Below are 18,708 nucleotides of genomic sequence, written 5' to 3'. Positions count from 1 at the left end.
CAGGCGGCTCTACGGTGTGGCCTGAACCCAGACCTCGCCTTTGGAGGTGGTCTCGCGTTTCCAGATGGGTGTGGTGCGCTTGAGCTCCGCGATCGCCCACTCGCAGGCCTTGAATGTTTCCTGGCGGTGTTCGCCGCAGGCGATGATGAGCACGATATTCTCACCGATGTCAATGTGGCCGATGCGGTGGATGATGCTCATGTCGATGATGCCGAAATCCTCAATGGCTTTTTCGCGGATCTCAGCCAGTTTCTTTTCCGCCATCTGTGGGTAATGCTCGAAATTGAGTTCGGTGATGTTTTCGCCCTTGTTCAACTCCCGGCCCGTGCCCAGAAAGGTGGTGATGCCGCCGATGTTGCGCGACACCTTCTTCATCATTTCGATTTCCTCGTGGATGTTGAAATCTTCTTTCTGAATGCGGACTTTGGATTCCGTTGCCGTGCTCATGAAACGTTCCTCACCAAAAGGTCACAGGCCGCCGGAAAAGGGCGGAAGGAGTGCGATCTCGTCGCCGTCCTTCACTACCGTGTCCAGAGGCACCACGTCGTAGTTGATAGAGATCATGATTCTTTTCTGACGCACCATCTCGCCGATCTGCGGCAGGGTTTTGCCGATCATGTGCGTAAGGTTTTCGAGGGTGGTTTCCCCTTCCAGCTCGAACCGGTCTTCTTCCTTTCCCGCCATCTGCCTGAGGTTGGCAAAATATTTTACGGTTACCATGCCTTACGCCTCCGAAACCTGTTCGCGGGTGAAGGTGCCGGACTTGCCGCCAGCCTTGTAGGTCAACCCGATTTCGTTGAAAAACATGTCGCGATCCACCGCCTTGCACATATCGTAGATGGTGAGTGCGGCCATGGATACGGCGGTCAGTGCTTCCATTTCCACTCCGGTTTTACCGCTGACTTTCACGGTGGCCGTGATGTGGATGGAGCACAATCCGTTGGCGTCCGGCTCCGGCTGTTCCCGAAACTGGATGTCCACGCCGTTCAGCATGAGCGGATGGCACATGGGGATGACGTCGGAGGTCTTTTTCGCGCCCTGAATGCCCGCCACCTGAGCCACGGCCAGCACGTCACCCTTTTTGATTCGGCCTTCCTGAATGAGGCGCAGGGTCTCCGGCCGCATGAACACGGTGCCCTGGGCGGTGGCGACGCGCTCGGTGACCTGTTTTTCGGACACGTCCACCATGCGGGCGCGGCCTTCTTCGTTGAAATGCGTCAGCGGATTGTTCATATTCTGTATCTTACAATAAAACCCGTTGAACTTTAACCAGTCACGCCGGATTTTTTTCATCAGGAGGCTGGTACAGACCAATCCGGTTGCCGTCCGGATCGAGAAACGTGGCCAGCTTGCCGTAGGGGAACTCCTCGGTTTCGTGGATAAAGGCAACCCCCTTGTTTTTCAACACCTCGACCACAAGTTCGATGGGCCGGGCTTCGAGGTGCACCATTGCTCCGGCGTGCGCTTCCGCCTCCAAGCGATCCACACGGCGGAGAGCCAGGCGCTGGCCGTCGAGGTCGAACTCCGCCCAGGCGTCCACCTTGAACATCAGTTTCAGGCCGAGCACGTTCTGATAAAATGCCACGGCCCGGTCGAGGTCCAAGGTGCCGTAGTGGACGAACGCGATTTTATGGGTCAGGGGATGGTCCAAAGCGGATTTCTCTTGAAAGCTGGAAACGGAACCGGTTGCAGTCTTTCCTTATAGTAGGAGTCTTCCCTGTGAGATTCAACGGCCTTGCCATATTTAAATGGCCGGTCACCACCTGCATATGGATTCTGACTCTGACGCTGGTGACTGGGGAACGGGACCCGGTATGGGCGGAAGATCGGAAGTGTGTAATCCTTTTGCACGGCATCGCCCGTACCAGCGCCTCCATGGCTCCGCTGGCGGAATACCTGGAGAAGCGGGGGTATGCCGCAATCAACATCGATTACCCGTCCACCGACCACGCCATCGACGACCTTGTGGAACGAGTGAATGAAAAGATAATCGCCTCTTCGTGGACACGGGACTGCACCACGCACTTCGTGGGGTACTCGATGGGGGCGTTGATCGTGAGAGGGCTCATCCACAAACACCGTCCTGAAAAGATGGGACGGGTGGTTCTGCTGGCTCCGCCCAACGGCGGCAGTGAGGTGGCGGATTTCTGGAAGAATAATTTCCTGTTCGAATGGCTGTACGGTCCGGCGGGCCAGGAACTGGTCACGCAGCAGGATGCCTACCGCAACCGCTTTGGGGAGGTGGATTTCGAGGTTGGAGTGATCGCGGGAGACCGCTCGATCGATCCGTTGTCTTCTTCCATCATCCCGGGGCCGGACGACGGCAAGGTGTCCATTCCGCGCACGAAACTTCCGGGTATGAAGGATCACATTGTGGTCCACGCCACGCACACATTCATCATGCGGAATGAAGAGGTGATGGAGCAGGCTCTGCATTTTCTCGAACACGGGGAGTTTTACAGGGAAAGTCCTCATGAGCCATAAAACGAGGGTGGGGATTCTGTTGGCGGTGACGGTGTTCGGCGTGCTGGTGGTGTTTTCGTTTCCACCGTTGGCGCAGGATCCGGACTACCACAACTTCGCCGACACGCATTCGCTTCTGGGGATCCCCAATTTCGGCAACGTCGCCTCCAACCTGATGTTTGTGGTTGTTGGAGCGATCGGGCTCGTGGTTTTGGGGCGGGTGTCCGGAAGGCAGGATCGTTTTTATCTGCCGCAGGAACGGTGGATGTTCGCAATCCTTTTTGGCGGAACGGTGCTTATTGGCTTGGGGTCCATGTACTATCATTGGTCACCCGGTGACGCCACGCTGTTGTGGGACCGCCTGCCGATGACCGTGGTGTTCATGTCGGTATTTGTCGTGGTGCTGGCCGACCGGCTGGGGCCGCGTGTGGGACTGGCGGCGCTGGGCCCGCTGGTGTTCTTCGGTATCGCCACAGCCTTGTACTGGGACCACACGGAAACGCTGGGGCAGGGGGATCTGCGTCCCTACATTCTGGTGCAATTCATGCCCATGATTCTCATTCCGCTCCTGTTTTTCCTGTTTCCTCCGCGTTACAGCGGATCGGTCGCGTTTGTGAAAGTGCTGGCGTGGTACGTGGTGGCGAAGGTGTTCGAACACTTCGACGCGTGGGTTTACAGCGGCACGGCGGGGATGGTGAGTGGGCACACTCTGAAACACCTCATTGCAGGAGCGGCCCTGTTTTTCATGATCGGCTATCTGGATGCGAGACGTCGCCTGCGGACGGAAGGGGGATGACTGCCCTCGCTCATCCGCTGTGGTTCTGGTGAATTAGTTCCTGCGTCTTGACGTAATCCACCTTGCCTGTGGCGAGCAGGGGCACTTCATCGACCACCATGATTTTTTTCGGGATGCTGAGCTCGCCCAGCCCGTTGGCCTTGACGTGCTGGACGATGGCATCGCGCGCCGCGTCCTTGTTCGTCGTGACCAGCACCATTTGCTCACCTTTTTTCTCGTCGGGAAGCGCGACCACGGCATGGCTGTGGTCCGGCCACAGGTTGGAGAGGTACGATTCGACGGCGGTCAGTGAAATCATCTCGCCGCCGATCTTGGCAAAACGCTTTGCGCGGCCCTTGATGGTGATGAAGCCTTCTTCGTCGATGTCCACGATGTCGCCGGTGTCGTACCAGCGGCCTTCCGGCGGCTCCAGCACGCCCGGGTTGGTGTGCCGCAGATAGCCTGCCATGACGTTGGGTCCGGTGACCCACAACCGTCCGCCTTCCTCGATGCCGGGAATGGTTTCCAGTTTGTGTTCGATGGCGGGCAGGAAGCATCCCACGGTGCCCGGCTTGTTGAGCATGGGCGTGTTGAGGGACAGGATCGGCGCGGTTTCCGTTGCGCCGTAGCCTTCAAAGATACGGATGCCGAATTTTTCCGCCCACACTTTGCGGGTTTCTTCTTTCAGCTTTTCCGCTCCGGCGAACATGTAACGCAGGTTGTAAAAGTCGTAAGGGTGTCCGTAATGCGCATATCCGGCGAGGAACGTGTCGGTGCCGAACATGATGGTGGCGTTGGTGTCGTAGATGAGTTCCGGAATCTGCCGGTAGTGCAGGGGCGACGGATAAAAGAAGGTTTTGAGTCCACACAGTGCGGGCAGAAGCGTGCCGCCGGTGAGTCCAAAGGAGTGGAAAACCGGAAGCGCGTTGAACACGATGTCGGTGGGACCGAGATCGATGCGCGCGTTCAGTTGGTTGACGTTGGAGACGATGTTGGCGTGGGTCAGCACCACGCCCTTGGGCACGCCCTCGGAGCCGGAGGTGAACAGCACCACGCAGGGATTGTCGGGATCAGTATCGCCTCCGCACGCCTTGCGGTAGGCGCGCTGGGGAAACAGGTCGGACAGGAAGCCACGCAGTTTTGCAATCAGCCCGATCTCTTTCCGCAGATCCTCCATGTACTCGATGTTGAGCTTGGCTTTTTCGAGTGCGTCGGTGACATCGTGCAGTTTGCCCTTTTCGATGAACAGGCGCGAGGTGTACACGGTCTTTATCTTTGCCGCTTCGCAAGAGGCGAGCAAGTTTTTGGTGCCGACGGAAAAGTTGAGCATCGCCGGGATGCGCCCGAACGCCTGCAATCCAAAAAACGTGATCAACGCGCCGTTGGCGTTCGGCAACAGCACGCCGACGTATTCCCTGGGTTCGGTGTTTTTGGCGATGTGGCGGCCGAGGATGAAACTGCGCATGATCAACTGCCGGTAGGTGATGGGCTTGCGCTCGATGTCCTCCGCCACCAGGTGGCTCCCGCCGTGCGTGCAGCGCGCTTCCAGCACCGCTTCGAACAGGGTTTTGCGCGAATCACTGCTTTCGAACAGCATGTCCGACATCAGCGTGTACAACTGGCTGGCCGCGAGCTTGCGTCGCTTCCTTCCTTTCACTTCGTCCGGAACATGAAACGTGCGCGGTTCCAGGAACGTGAGCGTGACCTTCGGAAACCACCGCATCGGCACCTTCCCGCGCAGGCGCGAAAAGGGTGTGTACTGCGCGCCGTCGATGCGCACGGGAAGAACGGGTGCGCCGGATTTGTCGGCGATCATGCCCGGTCCTTCATACACCTTCATCAGCGAACCCGTGACGGTGATGCGGCCTTCCGGAAAGATCATCACCCGGGCGCCGTTGCGGATGGCTTCGATGAGGCCGCGCGTGGCGATGGGGTTGGTCGGATCCATGGCGAAGGTGTCTACCAGAAACAGGAACGGCCTCACCATCCATGACCGCGCGATGTAGGTGTTGATGGCGAAGGTCAGCTTCACCGGCGTGTAGGTGGCGATGAGCGCCGCGTCGAGGAACGACAGGTGATTGGCGATGATGATGAACTTGCCGTCCGATACTTTTTTGTAATGCTCAAAGCCCTTCACTTCCACTTTGTAAAGCGTGTGAAACAGCCAGATCAGGATCGACTTGACGAGGGCGTCGGGGAGAAGCTGGCAGGTGTAAAGCGCGACAAAGGCGTTGAGAATGGCGAGCGCGAGAAACACGCGGGTGACGTCGAACCCCATCTGCAACATGACCGCCGTGCCGACTGCGGAGGCCACCATGAACAATGCGTTCAGCACGTTGTTGCTGGCGATGGTGCGCGAGCGGTGAGTGATCTCCGAACGGGATTGCAGAATGGCGTACAAGGGGACGATGTAGAGCCCGCCGCACAGCGAGATCATGAACATATCGAACAGGATGCGCCAACTGGAGAGGTGCGCGAGAAATGCTCCGGCGCCAATGAGTTCCGTTTTGGTGGAGATGAACGTGCTCTGGCTGGCGAAATACAGGTCGATGATGAACACCGTCATGCCCAGCATGCCGAGTGGTACGTAGGTGGCTACGATCTCGCCTTTCAGCAGGCGGTTGCAGAGCAGGGAACCGACGCCGATGCCGACGGAGAACACGGTGAGGAACAGGGTCACCAGTTCCTCGTTGCCGCCGATAATGTCTTTGCCGTAAGTTGGGAATTGGGCGAGAAAGGTCGCGCCGATCAGCCAGAACCATGAGATGCCCAGAATGGAAAGGAATACGTCGCGGTTTCCATAGGAATAGCGGACGATGTTCCATGTTTCGCGGAAGAAGTTGTAATCGACTTTCAACTTGGGCGCGGCGGCCTTACGTTTCGGGATATACAGGCTACCGGCAAAACCGATGGTGGCCAGCAGAACCACCAGTCCGGAGACCATCCAAACCCCGCCGTCGCGCAGGATCAACAGGCCGCCGATGATGGTACCTACGAGGATGGAGACAAAGGTGCCCGCTTCGATCAGGGCGTTGCCGCCGATCAGTTCGTCTTCCACCAGCAGTTCCGGCAGGATGCCGTATTTGATGGGACCGAAGAACGCCGACTGTGTGCCCATGAGAAACAGGATGGTCATGAGCAGGTTGACGCTTTCCATGTAGAATCCGTAGCTTGCACCGACCATGAGCAGGATTTCGACGAACTTGATCACCCGCACCAGCCGCGATTTTTCATACTTGTCGGCAAGCTGACCCGCCGTGGCGGAAAACAGAAAGAAGGGGAGGATGAAGATGCCCGCGGCGGCGGTGATCATCAACTGCGCATTCAGCCCGGCCTTTTCCGCGGCGACGTAGGTAATGAGGATGACCAGCGCGTTCTTGAACAGGTTGTCGTTGAAAGCGCCCAGGAACTGGGTGACGAACAGGGGAAGAAAACGCCGGGTCCAGAGAAGGTTGAGTTGGTTTTTAAGCATCCGGTTCTGGAGTCAGAAGTTTGGGGAGTGGTTGGCCAACAAAATCTCTACATTCAAAAGCGGCATATTGTATCATTATACCTTTTCGTTTTTTCGTATGGATTTGAAATAAATTCCTTTAACCGTTTTACACCCGCCTTTGAGGGAGAACTCCTTGGCCGCGACCAGCATTGGATTGATTCTGCTTTCCTGCCTGTTTCATGCTTTGTGGAATATCCTCACACAAACCAGCAGAAACTCCAATTACCTGTCCGGGCTGAAAGGCGTGGTCATTATTGCGGGCTCGCTCGTTTTTCTGGCCTCCTCCGGATCGGCCACGGTGCCCGATGATCTGTGGGTCTGGATCGTCGCGTCCGGCGTGTTGCACGGGGTGTATATTCTCAGCCTGTCGAAGGCCTACCAGACGCAGGACATTTCGTATGTCTATCCCATCGCCCGCTCCGCGCCGGTGTTTGTGCCGGTGTTTGCGTGGTTTTTGCTTGCCGAACGGCTGAGTGTCTCCGCCATGATGTCGATCGTGCTCATTCTGCTGGCTGTGTATATCCTGCATTTCGACGGTCATCTTATTCGCGGATTCCGCAACCTGTGGGATGCCATCCTGCACAAGGACATGCGCTGGGCGTTCATCACGCTGGGGTTGGTGGTGGCATACAGTCTGGTGGATAAGCGGGGCATGGAGATATTCATCACCGCACGGCCGGACCACGCCATGCAGAACGGGTTCGTGTTTTTCTTTCTGGAGGCGCTGATCGGTTTCACCCTGTGCAACCTGTATCTGTTCTCGGTTCATCCGCCGCGTGAGATCGTTTCCGTATGGAAAGCCGAGTGGAGGCGGGGGCTGGTCGCTGCGGTAGCGACGATGGGATCGTACGGTTTGATCTGTGTTGTGCTTCAATTTGAGGAAGTGAGCCAGGTGGTGGCGGTTCGCCAGACAAGTGTGCTGATGGTGGTCCTTTGGGGCGTGTTGAAGCTGAAGGAGTCATTCGGTCCGCAACGCATTTTCGCCGGCCTGCTTGTGGTGATGGGCGTCAGCATGATGGGCTGGGAATCCTGATCCCGCTCTTTTCAAATTAAAAAGATTTAATCCCACCCGCGCTTTACGGTTTGCTAAGATAAAAGCGCTGAACGTTTTCATTTTTTCCGTTTGATTTCATACGGATCCATTCCCCCCAACGGGTTCTCCGGAGGTGTTTTGTGATGATGCATCGTGTCAAAATCCTTTCAGGAATTTTGATTGCCCTGTTTGTTGTTCTGGCCAGCGTTCCGGCTTTTTCCGGAATGGACAACCGGGTGACGAAAACCCTGGTGCTGAAAAACAACCTTGAAGTGTTGTTGATGAGCGACCCGGATGTGGATCGAAGCGCGGCGGCGCTTTCCGTCGGGGTGGGGACGCTTTACGATCCGAAAGACAAAATGGGACTCGCCCATTACCTGGAGCACATGCTGTTCCTGGGAACGGAAAAGTACCCGGATGTGGGGTCCTTCAAGGATTTTCTGACCGCCCACTCCGGCGGCAGCAACGCATACACCGGCGACAACATCACCAATTACTTCTTTGAAGTCAGCCACGACGGATTTTCTGAAGCCTTGGACCGCTTCTCTGACTTTTTCCGCGCGCCTCTATTCGACAAGACCTATGCCGAGCGCGAGGTGCAGGCGGTGAACAATGAATTTGAGAAAAACAAGATGCAGGACGGTTGGCGGGCCAGCCACCTGACCAACCAGATTGCGAAGGAAGGGCACCCGGTCCGCAACTTTGGCATCGGCAACGCGGAGACCCTGGCCGGGGACAATCGTCCGGCTCTCCTGGAATTCCACAAGAAATATTATTCCGCGCGTATCATGCGTCTGGCCGTTCTTTCCAAACTGCCCCTCGAGGAGCAGGAACGCCTGGTCAAGAAGCTTTTCTCGGACATTTCAGATCATCCGGTAACGCTCCCGGAGGTGCCGCCGGATTACCGCACCTCCTTGCATGAGCAATACCGCCTGTTGAAGATCAAGACCATCATGGATATCCGTTCGCTGGACCTGGATTTCCCGACCATCCGTCTGGCGGATCATAAGGAAAGCAAACCGGCGTCGATTGTGGCGACGGTGATGGGACACGAAGGGGAGGGATCGCTTCTCTCCAAGCTGAAAAAGGAAGGATTGGCGCTGGGGCTTTCCGCCGGGGGCGGGTACACGCATCCCAATCTGTCGAGTTTCGGCATCTCCATTTCTTTAACGCCGAAAGGCCTCGTCGAATATGAGCGGGTTCTGGAACTGGTGTTTTCCTACATTGAGATGCTGAGGAAAACCGGGTTTGAAAAATATACGTTCGACGAAGCGCAGGCCATGGCGGAGATCGATTTCGAATGGAAGAGCCCGCAGGAAGGCATGGGCTTCATGGCGGGTAAGGCGGCACTCATGCAGGATTATAAGTTGGATGAGGTGGAAGAGCTTCCTTATCTCTACAAGAAATATGACCCGGCTGCCTACCGGGCTGTTTTGGACACATTGACTCCGGAAAACATGCTGGTGGTTCTGAAAAGCCAGAACGTGGAAACCGACCAGGTGGAAAAGTATTTCGGCACGGAATACTCGTTGGCTCAAGTGGGTGGTAAAAAGTACGACAAGCTGGTGCATCCTCCTGAGCCGGAAGGCATGACCTATCCGGACAAAAATGATTTCGTTCCTTACAACCTGGAACTGGTGGAAGAAGCTCCTTCTCTCGTCCGCGATGACGAATTCGCCAAGGTCTGGTTCCAGTACGATCACAAGTTCAGACAACCCAAGGTTTATATTCGCTACAAAATCGAAACCCCGCACGTTTACGATTCGGTGGAAAATCTGGCGTTGTCCAAGCTGTACAACCTGGCCATTCATGAAGGGTTGAACGAGCTCACCTATCCCATCAGCCTGGCCGGGCTGACTTACAGTCTCGATATCGAAAAGCCCGGCATGGTGCTTTCGGTCGGAGGATATACGGAACGCATCAACGATCTGTTAAAGCTGGTCGCGCAGAACATGAAGACCATCAAGATCAGCAAGCAGAAATTTGAAAACATCAAGGAAGCCGTCCTGCGCGAAATCCGCAACCGTCAGTTGGGGCAGGCTTACATGCGAGCTTCTTATTTCCACCGTCATTTGTGGCAGGTGAAGCAATACACGGAAGAGGAGCTGTTTGCGGCATTGGAGCCGGTGACGCTGGAGGATGTGCGCACCTATTCGAAAAAACTCTATGAGCGTGTGTATGTGACGGGGCTCATACACGGCAACTGGACGGAAGAGTACGTCAAAAGCAGTGTGAATATCCTGCTTGCGGAGCTGTCCAGTCTGCCTTTGCCGGAAGACCAGCGTTACAAGGAAGAGGTGGCGGTGTTGCGGTCGGGTGAAATGGTCCGGTTCTCCAAGCAGGTGCAGGATAACAACAATGCGCTTTACTACACGTTGCAGGTCGGCGAACGCGACATGAAGCGGCAGGCCAAGTTGTCGCTCATCGCCTCCATCGTGGAAAGCGATTTTTACACCCAGATGCGGACCAACCAGCAGTTGGGATACATTGTTTGGAGTTTTGAAAACCGTCTGGAGGAACGGCTGTTTTTCAAGATGATCATCCAGTCCTCCAACTACAGCCCGTTCGAATTGCAAAAGCGTGTGGAAGCGTGGATGGAAACAACCGGCAACCTTCTGGACGGCCTTTCCGATGAGGAATTCGAAAAGCACCGCAAAAGCATGATCGTGTCGTTGCAGAAAAAAGGCGACAGCATCAGCGCTGTGGCGAATGATCTTTATTATTTCGCGACGGAAGAGGACGGTGACTTCCTGTTCAAGGAAAAACTGCTGAAAGTGGTCAAGGAGTTGAGCAAGGAGGAAGTGGTGAAGACGGGCAAGACGTTGTTTCAGAACCCGCAGATCGCGCGGTCGATTGTCCTAGTACGGTCCAGCGACAATACCGAGACCGTGCCCGACGATGTGCTGACGACCATTGACCAGATCAAGAACCGCCGCGCCACGCCGGTCAGTGCCATGCCTCAATAAACGGCTGGCGCTGGATTGAGTCCAGGTCAAACACAAAAACCCCCTTGCCGGTCGATCAGGGCCGGCAAGGGGGTTTTGTTATTGGGATCGTCAGATAAACTTCAGTTCGTCGTCCAGCTTCTGTTCCGGGGCGGTGAGGCTGACGCAATCCTTCACATACGCTTCGGTGTTTTTGGCGTTGAGCTGGTCGAACAGGAAATGAAATTTTTCTTCCAGTTCGTTGCCGATTTTCATCTTGATGTCGTCCGGAAGATTCCAGAACTTTTCCTTGTAGGGGTTGCCGAATCCTTTTTTGCGCGTTTTGTAAATGAACTGTTCGTCGGTCCAGTTCGGTTTCTTTTCATCGGCAAATTCCTTCCGCAGGTACTCGTAGATTTCCTGCTTCAGGTCCTGCGGGAAGTGCGCGCTGTCGTAGATCATGTTCTGAAAGTTGGTGGCCAGGTGGATCTCCGCGGTTTCCAGTTCCGGAAATTTGTGAAACATTTCTGCGGGCAGGGTGGAGGCCCCGTGCTGGACCGCACCCGCCAGATGGTAATCTTCCCGTGCGATCCGGGAAAGGTTCGCCAGCGTCTCGAAATCCAGTTGCACATCGGCAACGGTGCCATCGGCAAGCGGCACGCCGCCATGCTCGGTGCCGGTCTGGATGGAGATTTTGCTGATGGTCTTGTATTTCGGGTTGGCCTTCGCGAGGTTTTCGTTGAAATTATCCATGTAGGCGCGGAGCTCGTTTTCGTTGCTGTTCTCCTTGCCGACCTCGCCGATCTCCCCGCCGACGGATACTGTCACGCCTTCCGGTTCGAGATCACGGATGAATTTGGTCAACTCCACGCCGACCTCGAAATTGAGCCGTTGTTGCTCCCTCACGTCCTCCGGCTCCAGAGTCACCAGGGTGGAGGTGTCGATGTCGATGTTGTAAAAACCCGCGGAGAGGGCTTCCTCGATCAGGCACTTGAGCCCATTGATCTCTTTGTTCGGGTTCTCATGGTATTTCTGGGCGTTGACCTGGAAATGATCGCCCTGAATGAAAACCGGGCCTTTGTGTTGCTCTTTGATGGCCGCCGCCAGCACCACCGAGGCATACTCGTGAGGCCGCTGGTGGGTGTAGCCGATTTCGGATTTGGCGATTTCAAAGATGAATGCGCCCGACTTGCAGGCCTGAGCGGTGCGGAAAATAGCACGGCAGGTTTCGTAGGTCAGGCCTCGTATGTTGATGGCGGGAACCGTGTAACCTTTGTTTTTTCCGGCGCCCCGGGCCTCATACAATCCCTGAATGGAGGCGGGGACGATGCCCAGTTGGCGGGCCAGACTTTTGATAATAAACCGGGAATGGCCCTTCAGTTCGGGGTTGGGGTTGAGTACGGCGTTGTGAATCAGGCGGTCGAGGCATTGGACCCTCAGCTTTTCCTCATTTTCCAGGTGAACGGTGCCGTTTTGGATGGAGGCCGCGCCTTGCATGTGGTGGACGAGATCCTCTTGGGTGGAAAACAACATCGGATTTTCCTCCTGCACACCCTGCGCCTGCGGATCGGGTACCGGAACGCGGGTAATCGTTTGAAAAGTAGTGAGTTAGGGCGGTTCCAAATGAAAGGGAGTCTGGGTGACATCACCGGTTCCCCTGCCGGTGTTGTAACCATTGGCGGCCAGCGATCACACCACACCCCGGTCGATTTCACCGATTATATACCATATCCCCGTGCCTTTGCAGAGTGAAAATTTGGTATATAGCCATGTTTTCAGGCTCTCAACGGCCTGCCTGTGGCTCTTGGGGGAGAGCCGTTTTTCAGGTCCAAAATTAGGAAATGGGCTACCTCAAAACGGGAGCTGTCCGACCCCCACTAAGGAACTCCCCCGATCCCCCCAGAGCTTTTAAAAACATTGGGGTTTTTCAGTTGACAGACCTCGTTTTTTTGTTAGAATTTGCACTAATTTTTGATCCGCACCGCGCATGAAAAACTCGCATTGGTTGGGACTCTAAACCAAAAGAAATTAAGTTCTTATCTATATAAATTTCCTTAGCCAAATTTGCCACACAGGTAATTTCAGGGAGAAAAGAACCCCATGTTTAAAAATATCTACGTTCCGGTCGACAATTCCGACTATTCGAACGAATGTATCGACCTGGCGCTGGAATTCGCCAAAGACACCGATGCCACCATCATCTCCAGCCATGTATATGCGGCGAAGATGCATGACGTCCGCTTCCGGCAGATGGAAAGCGGCCTGCCGGAAGAATATCAGGACGAGCAGGAGCTTGAAAAACAGCGGGCGATTCATGATCAGTTGATCACCAAAGGCATGGAGGTCATCACCGATTCCTATCTCGACGTGCCCAAATTCAAATGCAAGGCCCGCAATATTCCGTTTATTGGCAAGTCGCTGGAAGGCCGCAACTGGATCGAGCTGGTACGCGACATCAAGGAGTCGAACTACGACCTGGTCATCATGGGGGCTCTGGGTCTGGGCGCTATCAGGGACAGCCAGATCGGCACCGTGTCCGAGCGTGTGATCCGTCGTGTCAATACCGACACCCTGATCGTGAAGAACGTTCCTGCGATTCATGGCGAGAAGGCTTCGAGCGGCAAGATCGTTGTTGCGGTGGACGGCAGTGGCCACGCTTTCGGCGGCTTGAAGACGGGCATTGACCTGGCCAGGAAAACCGGCCGCCCGCTGGAAGTCATCTCCACCTTCGACCCGTACTTTCACTACGCCATGTTCAACAGCCTCACCGGTGTTCTCTCCAAAGATGCCGCCAAGGTGTTCAAATTTGAACAGCAGGAAAAACTGCACGAGGACATCATCGACAAGGGACTGGCTAAAATTTATCAGTCGCATCTTGAAGTCTCCCGCAAGATCGTGGAAGACGAAGGGCTGGAATGCACCGCGCGTCTGCTGGACGGCAAGGTGTTCGAAAAAGTCCTGCAGTACGCCCGCGAAGAGAATCCGTGGATGCTCATCCTGGGCCGCATCGGCGTTCACAGCGCGGAAGACATGGATATCGGCGGTAACACCGAAAACCTCCTGCGCCTCGTTCCGTGTAACGTTCTGCTCTCCAGCAAGGTGTACAAGCCGCCGGTCGACATGCAGGCCGAGGAGAGCATCGAGTGGACTGCCGAGGCCAAAGAGCGTCTCAAGAAAATCCCGGGCTTCGTTCGCCCCATGGCGACCGCGGCGATTCTCCGCTACGCTCTGGAGCGTGGTCACAGCATGATCACCTCCAGCGTCATCACCGAAGCATGCGAAACCATTCTGCCCGCCGGCGCCATGCAGGCCATGTACAACATCGGCGACCAGATGCGCGACAAGATGGCGAAAGGCGAGGATCCGCTGGAAGGCATGATCGACGACCGCCAGCGCGATCTCGAGAAGAAGTACGCGGAAGAGGTTGCCAAGGTTCAGGCGGAAGAAGCCGCTCAGGCGGAGGAAACCAAGACCCTCAAATGCTCCAGCTGCTCCACCTACCTGGGTGTCGGCACCGTCAAGTGCAGTGTCTGCGGTGCGGAAGGCAGTGCCCTGGTTCCGGTGGACATGTCCGGCTACAAGGCGGACGAAGAAGAGCAGAGCGAATCCACCACGGTGACCACCTTCGACTCCACGCAGGTTACGTGGACTAAGGAAGCGCAGGACCTGGTAGAAGCGTTCCCGCAGGGGCATGTTCGCCGCCGCGCTCATGCGCGCATCGAGAAAAACGCGCGCATCCAGAAGATTGGCACCATCACCAAGGCGTTCGCTGAAAAAATCCTCAACGAGAAAGCCGACGGCCGGAAAGAAGCCGCTGTTGACGACGCTCCCGCCAACGGGACCAATGGAAACGGAAATGGTAATGGAAACGGCAAGGGGAACCTGAGGGCTTATGGTGACCTTCATCCGTTTGAAGGCAAAAACTTTTCCAAGGGCACGGTCGACCCCAGCCGGTTTGTATGGACCGAAGAGGCCATCCAGCGGATCGAACAGGTTCCGCAGGGCTTCATGCGGGAAAACACCCGCGAGCGGGTTCTCGACTACGCCAATCATTTCAACCTGACCGAGATCGACCTCGAGACCTGTCAGAAAGGTATCGAGGAATCCATCAAGGTGATGACCGAAATGATCAACAGCGGGGCGACCCTGGATGATTTTCTGCCGCAAAAGAAATAGAAACTGAAGTTCTCAGGTTTTATTTCGAAAGGCGTTGCACCACGTTGCAATCGTTGAATCCACGCAGACAAGGCCCCTGTCCGTTGATGACACGTCAACGGTCAGGGGCTTTTTTGTGATCCTGGATAAAATGAATTCCCCTCCCTCCACCCGAACCATGGAAAGAGTAAGCATCTACAAACGACTCGCTCACTACCTCGCCCCCTACAAGGGCAAAGTGATGCTGACTTTGCTGACCTCTATCTGCGTCGGCGCGCTTTCCACTTCGCCGGTTCCTCTCGTTCAGCAGACGTTCGATAAAATTTTTGTCGAAAAAGATTATTTCATGCTGAAGATGTTGCCGCTCATCGTCATCGCGCTCTATGTCGCCAAGGGAGGATTGCGCTACTTGCAGAGCGTCATCATTTACCAGATCGGCTGGGAGCTGGTGGCGCGCATCCGGCAGGAGATGTTTGAGCACATCCATAAACTGCCCTATGGTTTTTTTGAAAAAGACACCACGGGGCAGTTGATGTCGCGGCTGGTCAACGACGTCAACGCCATGTTGTTGTCGCTTACCAAGTACATCAAGGATACGATTCAGAACGTGGTCATGTTTATCGGCCTGCTGTTCTGGGTGTTCTGGTTGAAGTGGGACTGGGCTTTGATTGCCATTTTCATCATTCCCATTGCCATTCTTCCCACCGCCACCGTCGCGCGCAAACTCAGGAAACTGGGGCGGCGCGGACAGGAGCTGCTGGCCGACATCAATTCCACCATGCTGGAGTCGATCTCCGGCATCAAGGTGGTGCGCGCGTTCGGTCTGGAGGAGCAGGAAAACAAGAAACTCCACAAGCATAATGACGACTTCCTCGACATCATGAAGAAGGACGTGCGTTATACCGAATTCACCTCACCCATGATGGAAGTGCTGGCGGTTCTGGGCGGCGCGGCGGTACTTTGGCTCGGCGGACTCCAGGTGCTGGAAGGGGAGATCAGCCAGGGTTCGTTCTTCGCGTTCGTGCTCGGTATGTTCATGATGTACGATCCCATGCGGATCCTGTTCAAAACCTACACCGATTCGCAAAAAGCCGTGGCCGCGGCGGAACGCGTGTTTTCCATACTCGATACGGAAGAAGAAAAAGCCAAAGACGGCACCATCGAACTCAAGGAGTTCAACGACCGCATCGAATATCGCAACGTGTGCTTCAAGTACCCGACGCGGGACACAATGGTGCTGAAGGACATCAATCTGACGGTGAAAAAATCCGAAGTGCTTGCCATCGTCGGCATGAGCGGCGCGGGCAAGACCACGCTGGTGGATTTGCTGTTCAAGTTTTTCACGGTGACGCAGGGAGAGATCCTTGTCGATGGAGTCAACATCAACGACATCACCGCACAATCCCTCCGCCGCAATCTGGCTCTGGTGACGCAGGAAACGTTTCTGTTCAACGACACCGTGTGGGCGAACATCGGTTACGGCAATCCCAATGCGACGCGGGAGGACATCGTTCGTGCCGCCAAAGCCGCGCATGTGGACACGTATGTGCAGGCGCTGGATGACGGATACGACACGGTCATCGGCGAGCGGGGGCTGAAACTTTCCGGTGGACAGCGCCAGCGTATCGCCATCGCCCGCGCCATCGTGCGCAACGCGCCGATCCTGGTTCTGGACGAGGCGACGTCCGCACTCGATTCCGAATCGGAAAAACTGGTGCAGGACGCGCTCAATAACCTCATGGAGCATCGCACCACGTTTGTCATCGCCCACCGCTTTTCCACTATCAAACACGCCGACCGCATCATCGTCCTCGAACATGGCGAGATGGTGGGGCAGGGCAACCACGAACAGTTGCTGGAACAATGCCCGCAGTACCAGAAGTATTACGAGATGCAGATCATCGGTTCCGCATGAGGCGTTGAGTTATGCGATTTGAAAACGTGTGCATCGAATCGATCGGTTACCATCTTCCGGAAAATGTCGTGCGTTCGGACGATCTGGAACGACGTCTGCAACCGCTTTATGATCGGTTCAAGCTGAACGTCGGCCGGTTGGAATTGATGAGCGGCATCCGTGAACGGCGTTTCTGGAACAAGGGAGAATTTCCCAGCGCCGTGGCCTCGAAAGCGGGAGAAGATGCGCTCGCGCGCACGCCCCTGGATCGCAAAGAAATCGGCGCTCTCATCTGTGGATCGGTGAGCCGCGATTTCCTCGAACCGGCCACTGCCTCCGTCGTGCACAACAACCTGAAGCTCAATCCCGATTCCATTTTCTACGACGTGTCCAACGCCTGCCTGGGTGTGTTGAACGGGATGGTGCAGGTGGCGAACATGATCGAGCACGGGCAGATCCGCGCCGGACTGATCGTTTCCGGGGAAAACGGCGGACCGCTGGTGGACCACACCATCGAGACGTTGCTGGCCGACCCCAACCCCACGCGCCACAAAATAAAAACCGCGTTCGCATCGCTCACCATCGGTTCCGCCGCGGTGGCCGTGCTTCTCGTGCATAAGGATCTGGCGTCCACCCGGCACCGCCTGATCGGTGGCGCCTATCGTTCTGCGACTCAGTTCAATCACCTCTGCCAGGGCAATCAGGATTCGGGAATGGGCGGCGATGCCGCACCACTCATGCAGACCGATTCCGAAACGCTCATGCAGGAAGGATGTGAGCTCGCGCGTGAAACCTGGGAGGTGTTTAAATCCAATCTGGGTTGGACCAATGACAGTGTGGACCGCATCTTCTGCCACCAGGTGGGGCACCTGCACCGCAAACTGTTATACGAGACACTGGAACTCGATCTGGCGAAGGATTTCTCCACTCTCGAATTCCTCGGCAACACCGGTTCCGCCGCGTTGCCAGTGACGCTTGCTTTGGGGAACGAGGTGAACGTGATCCAGCACGGGCAAAAAGTGGGCCTGCTGGGGATCGGCAGTGGCTTGAGTTGCGTCATGCTGGGGGCGGAATGGTGAAGGATGTCTCCCTCGACGGTTTCAAAGACATCTATCCTTTTGAGTCCCATTACCTGGACCTGAACGGTCTCCGCTATCATTACCTGGATGAGGGGCAGGGCGAGACCCTGCTCATGCTCCACGGCAATCCCACCTGGTCGTTTTACTACCGCAACCTCGTTCGTGCCCTGCGCGGGCAATACCGGTGCGTGGCGCCGGACCACATGGGCTGTGGACTGTCCGACAAACCGCAGGACTACGATTATACGTTGAGCCGGCATATCGGCAACCTCGAGCGGCTGGTGGAACATCTCGCTCTTGACGACATCACCTTGGTTGTTCACGACTGGGGCGGGGCCATTGGTATGGGGTTGGCCGTGCGGCATCCGCAAAAAATAAAACGTATCGTGGTGTTCAACACGGCCGCGTTTCTTTCCGACCGCATCCCCGTCAGCATCAACCTGTGCCGGCTACCGTGGGTTGGGGAGTTGGCGATTCTGCAGTGGAATCTATTTGCGCGGATGGGCCTTGCCTGGGCCTGCAGGAAACGCGAGCGGATGACCTCCGAGGTGAAACGGGGTTACCTTGCGCCGTACAATTGCCCTGAGAACCGCATCGCCAACTTGCGGTTCGTGCAGGACATTCCAATGACTCCCGCCGTGCCGAGTTATCCGCTGGTCGAGCACATCGAGTCTCAACTCGGATATTTTCGGGATCGCCCGGTCCTGGTTGTCTGGGGCATGAAGGATTTCTGCTTCAACGAATCTTTTTTGGACAGGTGGAAAGCCTATTTTCCCGATGCAGAAGTGCACGAGGTGGACGAAGCCGGGCATTACATTGTGGAAGATGCCTATGAAGATATCATTCCCTGGATGATCCAATTTTTCAAACGGAACCCCATCTAATGGGGCAA

Annotated in this window: 14 protein-coding genes; 8 read left to right on the top strand and 6 right to left on the bottom strand. The window is 55.8% G+C overall.

Annotation, left to right across the window (positions count from 1 at the left end; translation table 11 throughout):
- Nucleotides 1–9 precede the first annotated feature (9 nt).
- Genes J2S31_RS08290 through J2S31_RS08275 form a run of 4 tightly spaced genes read right to left on the bottom strand, consistent with a single transcriptional unit; the run spans nucleotide 10 to nucleotide 1,651 of the window.
- Complete coding sequence (locus J2S31_RS08290) at nucleotides 10–447, bottom strand: molybdenum cofactor biosynthesis protein MoaE (protein ID WP_237098616.1); 438 nt, start codon at nucleotides 445–447, stop codon at nucleotides 10–12.
- 21 nt (nucleotides 448–468) lie between these two features.
- Entirely contained in the window at nucleotides 469–720 is a 252-nt protein-coding gene (locus J2S31_RS08285; RefSeq protein ID WP_237098615.1) for a MoaD/ThiS family protein, read from the bottom strand.
- A 3-nt stretch (nucleotides 721–723) separates the two neighbouring features.
- Nucleotides 724–1,233 carry a cyclic pyranopterin monophosphate synthase MoaC gene (gene moaC / locus J2S31_RS08280; protein ID WP_237098614.1) on the bottom strand — a complete coding sequence of 170 codons (510 nt, stop codon included), beginning with the start codon at nucleotides 1,231–1,233 and terminating at the stop codon, nucleotides 724–726.
- Between the two features lie 40 nt (nucleotides 1,234–1,273).
- Nucleotides 1,274–1,651, bottom strand: coding sequence for a VOC family protein (locus tag J2S31_RS08275; protein ID WP_237098613.1), 378 nt, complete (start codon nucleotides 1,649–1,651; stop codon nucleotides 1,274–1,276).
- 68 nt (nucleotides 1,652–1,719) lie between these two features.
- On the opposite strand from J2S31_RS08275, the gene J2S31_RS08270 reads away from it, so the two are divergent.
- Nucleotides 1,720–2,484 carry an alpha/beta fold hydrolase gene (locus J2S31_RS08270; RefSeq protein WP_237098612.1) on the top strand — a complete coding sequence of 255 codons (765 nt, stop codon included), beginning with the start codon at nucleotides 1,720–1,722 and terminating at the stop codon, nucleotides 2,482–2,484.
- A complete protein-coding gene (locus tag J2S31_RS08265; protein WP_237098611.1) occupies nucleotides 2,474–3,259 on the top strand; it encodes a ceramidase domain-containing protein in 786 nt (261 codons plus the stop codon). Before J2S31_RS08270 ends, J2S31_RS08265 begins: the two co-directional genes overlap by 11 nt.
- 10 nt (nucleotides 3,260–3,269) lie before the next feature.
- Here J2S31_RS08265 and J2S31_RS08260 read toward each other — a convergent pair whose 3' ends face one another.
- Nucleotides 3,270–6,710: an acyl-[ACP]--phospholipid O-acyltransferase gene (locus J2S31_RS08260; RefSeq protein ID WP_237098610.1), complete on the bottom strand. Its 3,441-nt coding sequence runs from the start codon at nucleotides 6,708–6,710 to the stop codon at nucleotides 3,270–3,272.
- 154 nt (nucleotides 6,711–6,864) lie between these two features.
- On the opposite strand from J2S31_RS08260, the gene J2S31_RS08255 reads away from it, so the two are divergent.
- Nucleotides 6,865–7,764 (top strand): EamA family transporter, encoded by a 900-nt coding sequence (locus tag J2S31_RS08255; RefSeq protein WP_237098609.1) that lies wholly within the window; start codon nucleotides 6,865–6,867, stop codon nucleotides 7,762–7,764.
- A gap of 143 nt (nucleotides 7,765–7,907) precedes the next feature.
- Nucleotides 7,908–10,730, top strand: a complete 2,823-nt coding sequence (locus J2S31_RS08250) for an insulinase family protein (protein ID WP_237098608.1) — start codon at nucleotides 7,908–7,910, stop codon at nucleotides 10,728–10,730.
- 90 nt (nucleotides 10,731–10,820) lie between these two features.
- Here J2S31_RS08250 and J2S31_RS08245 read toward each other — a convergent pair whose 3' ends face one another.
- Nucleotides 10,821–12,221 (bottom strand): class II fructose-bisphosphate aldolase, encoded by a 1,401-nt coding sequence (locus J2S31_RS08245; RefSeq protein ID WP_237098607.1) that lies wholly within the window; start codon nucleotides 12,219–12,221, stop codon nucleotides 10,821–10,823.
- Nucleotides 12,222–12,788: 567 nt separating this feature from the next.
- Here J2S31_RS08245 and J2S31_RS08240 point away from each other — a divergent pair.
- The 4 genes from J2S31_RS08240 (at nucleotide 12,789) to J2S31_RS08225 (ending at nucleotide 18,700) form a co-directional block, all read left to right on the top strand.
- Entirely contained in the window at nucleotides 12,789–14,864 is a 2,076-nt protein-coding gene (locus J2S31_RS08240; RefSeq protein WP_237098606.1) for a universal stress protein, read from the top strand.
- Between the two features lie 157 nt (nucleotides 14,865–15,021).
- The gene (locus J2S31_RS08235) at nucleotides 15,022–16,758 is read left to right on the top strand and encodes an ABC transporter ATP-binding protein (protein ID WP_237098605.1); all 1,737 of its coding nucleotides are present in this window, start codon (nucleotides 15,022–15,024) and stop codon (nucleotides 16,756–16,758) included.
- An 11-nt stretch (nucleotides 16,759–16,769) separates the two neighbouring features.
- A complete protein-coding gene (locus tag J2S31_RS08230; RefSeq protein ID WP_237098604.1) occupies nucleotides 16,770–17,816 on the top strand; it encodes a 3-oxoacyl-ACP synthase III in 1,047 nt (348 codons plus the stop codon).
- Nucleotides 17,810–18,700 (top strand): alpha/beta fold hydrolase, encoded by an 891-nt coding sequence (locus J2S31_RS08225; protein ID WP_237098603.1) that lies wholly within the window; start codon nucleotides 17,810–17,812, stop codon nucleotides 18,698–18,700. The genes J2S31_RS08230 and J2S31_RS08225 overlap by 7 nt, the downstream gene beginning before the upstream one ends.
- Nucleotides 18,701–18,708: the final 8 nt, after the last annotated feature.

It is taken from the genome of Nitrospina gracilis Nb-211, assembly GCF_021845525.1.
Classification (GTDB): domain Bacteria; phylum Nitrospinota; class Nitrospinia; order Nitrospinales; family Nitrospinaceae; genus Nitrospina; species Nitrospina gracilis_A.
This window is presented reverse-complemented; position numbering and strand designations above follow the sequence as displayed.

Excerpts from the sequence above, each read along its gene's own strand:
- J2S31_RS08225 (WP_237098603.1), top strand. The coding sequence starts at position 17,810 with ATGGTGAAGGATGTCTCCCTCGACGGTTTCAAAGACATCTATCCTTTT.
- J2S31_RS08245 (WP_237098607.1), bottom strand. The coding sequence starts at position 12,221 with ATGTTGTTTTCCACCCAAGAGGATCTCGTCCACCACATGCAAGGCGCG.
- J2S31_RS08290 (WP_237098616.1), bottom strand. The coding sequence starts at position 447 with ATGAGCACGGCAACGGAATCCAAAGTCCGCATTCAGAAAGAAGATTTC.
- moaC (WP_237098614.1), bottom strand. The coding sequence starts at position 1,233 with ATGAACAATCCGCTGACGCATTTCAACGAAGAAGGCCGCGCCCGCATG.
- J2S31_RS08265 (WP_237098611.1), top strand. The coding sequence starts at position 2,474 with ATGAGCCATAAAACGAGGGTGGGGATTCTGTTGGCGGTGACGGTGTTC.
- J2S31_RS08285 (WP_237098615.1), bottom strand. The coding sequence starts at position 720 with ATGGTAACCGTAAAATATTTTGCCAACCTCAGGCAGATGGCGGGAAAG.
- J2S31_RS08260 (WP_237098610.1), bottom strand. The coding sequence starts at position 6,710 with ATGCTTAAAAACCAACTCAACCTTCTCTGGACCCGGCGTTTTCTTCCC.
- J2S31_RS08240 (WP_237098606.1), top strand. The coding sequence starts at position 12,789 with ATGTTTAAAAATATCTACGTTCCGGTCGACAATTCCGACTATTCGAAC.
- J2S31_RS08235 (WP_237098605.1), top strand. The coding sequence starts at position 15,022 with ATGGAAAGAGTAAGCATCTACAAACGACTCGCTCACTACCTCGCCCCC.
- J2S31_RS08250 (WP_237098608.1), top strand. The coding sequence starts at position 7,908 with ATGATGCATCGTGTCAAAATCCTTTCAGGAATTTTGATTGCCCTGTTT.
- J2S31_RS08230 (WP_237098604.1), top strand. The coding sequence starts at position 16,770 with ATGCGATTTGAAAACGTGTGCATCGAATCGATCGGTTACCATCTTCCG.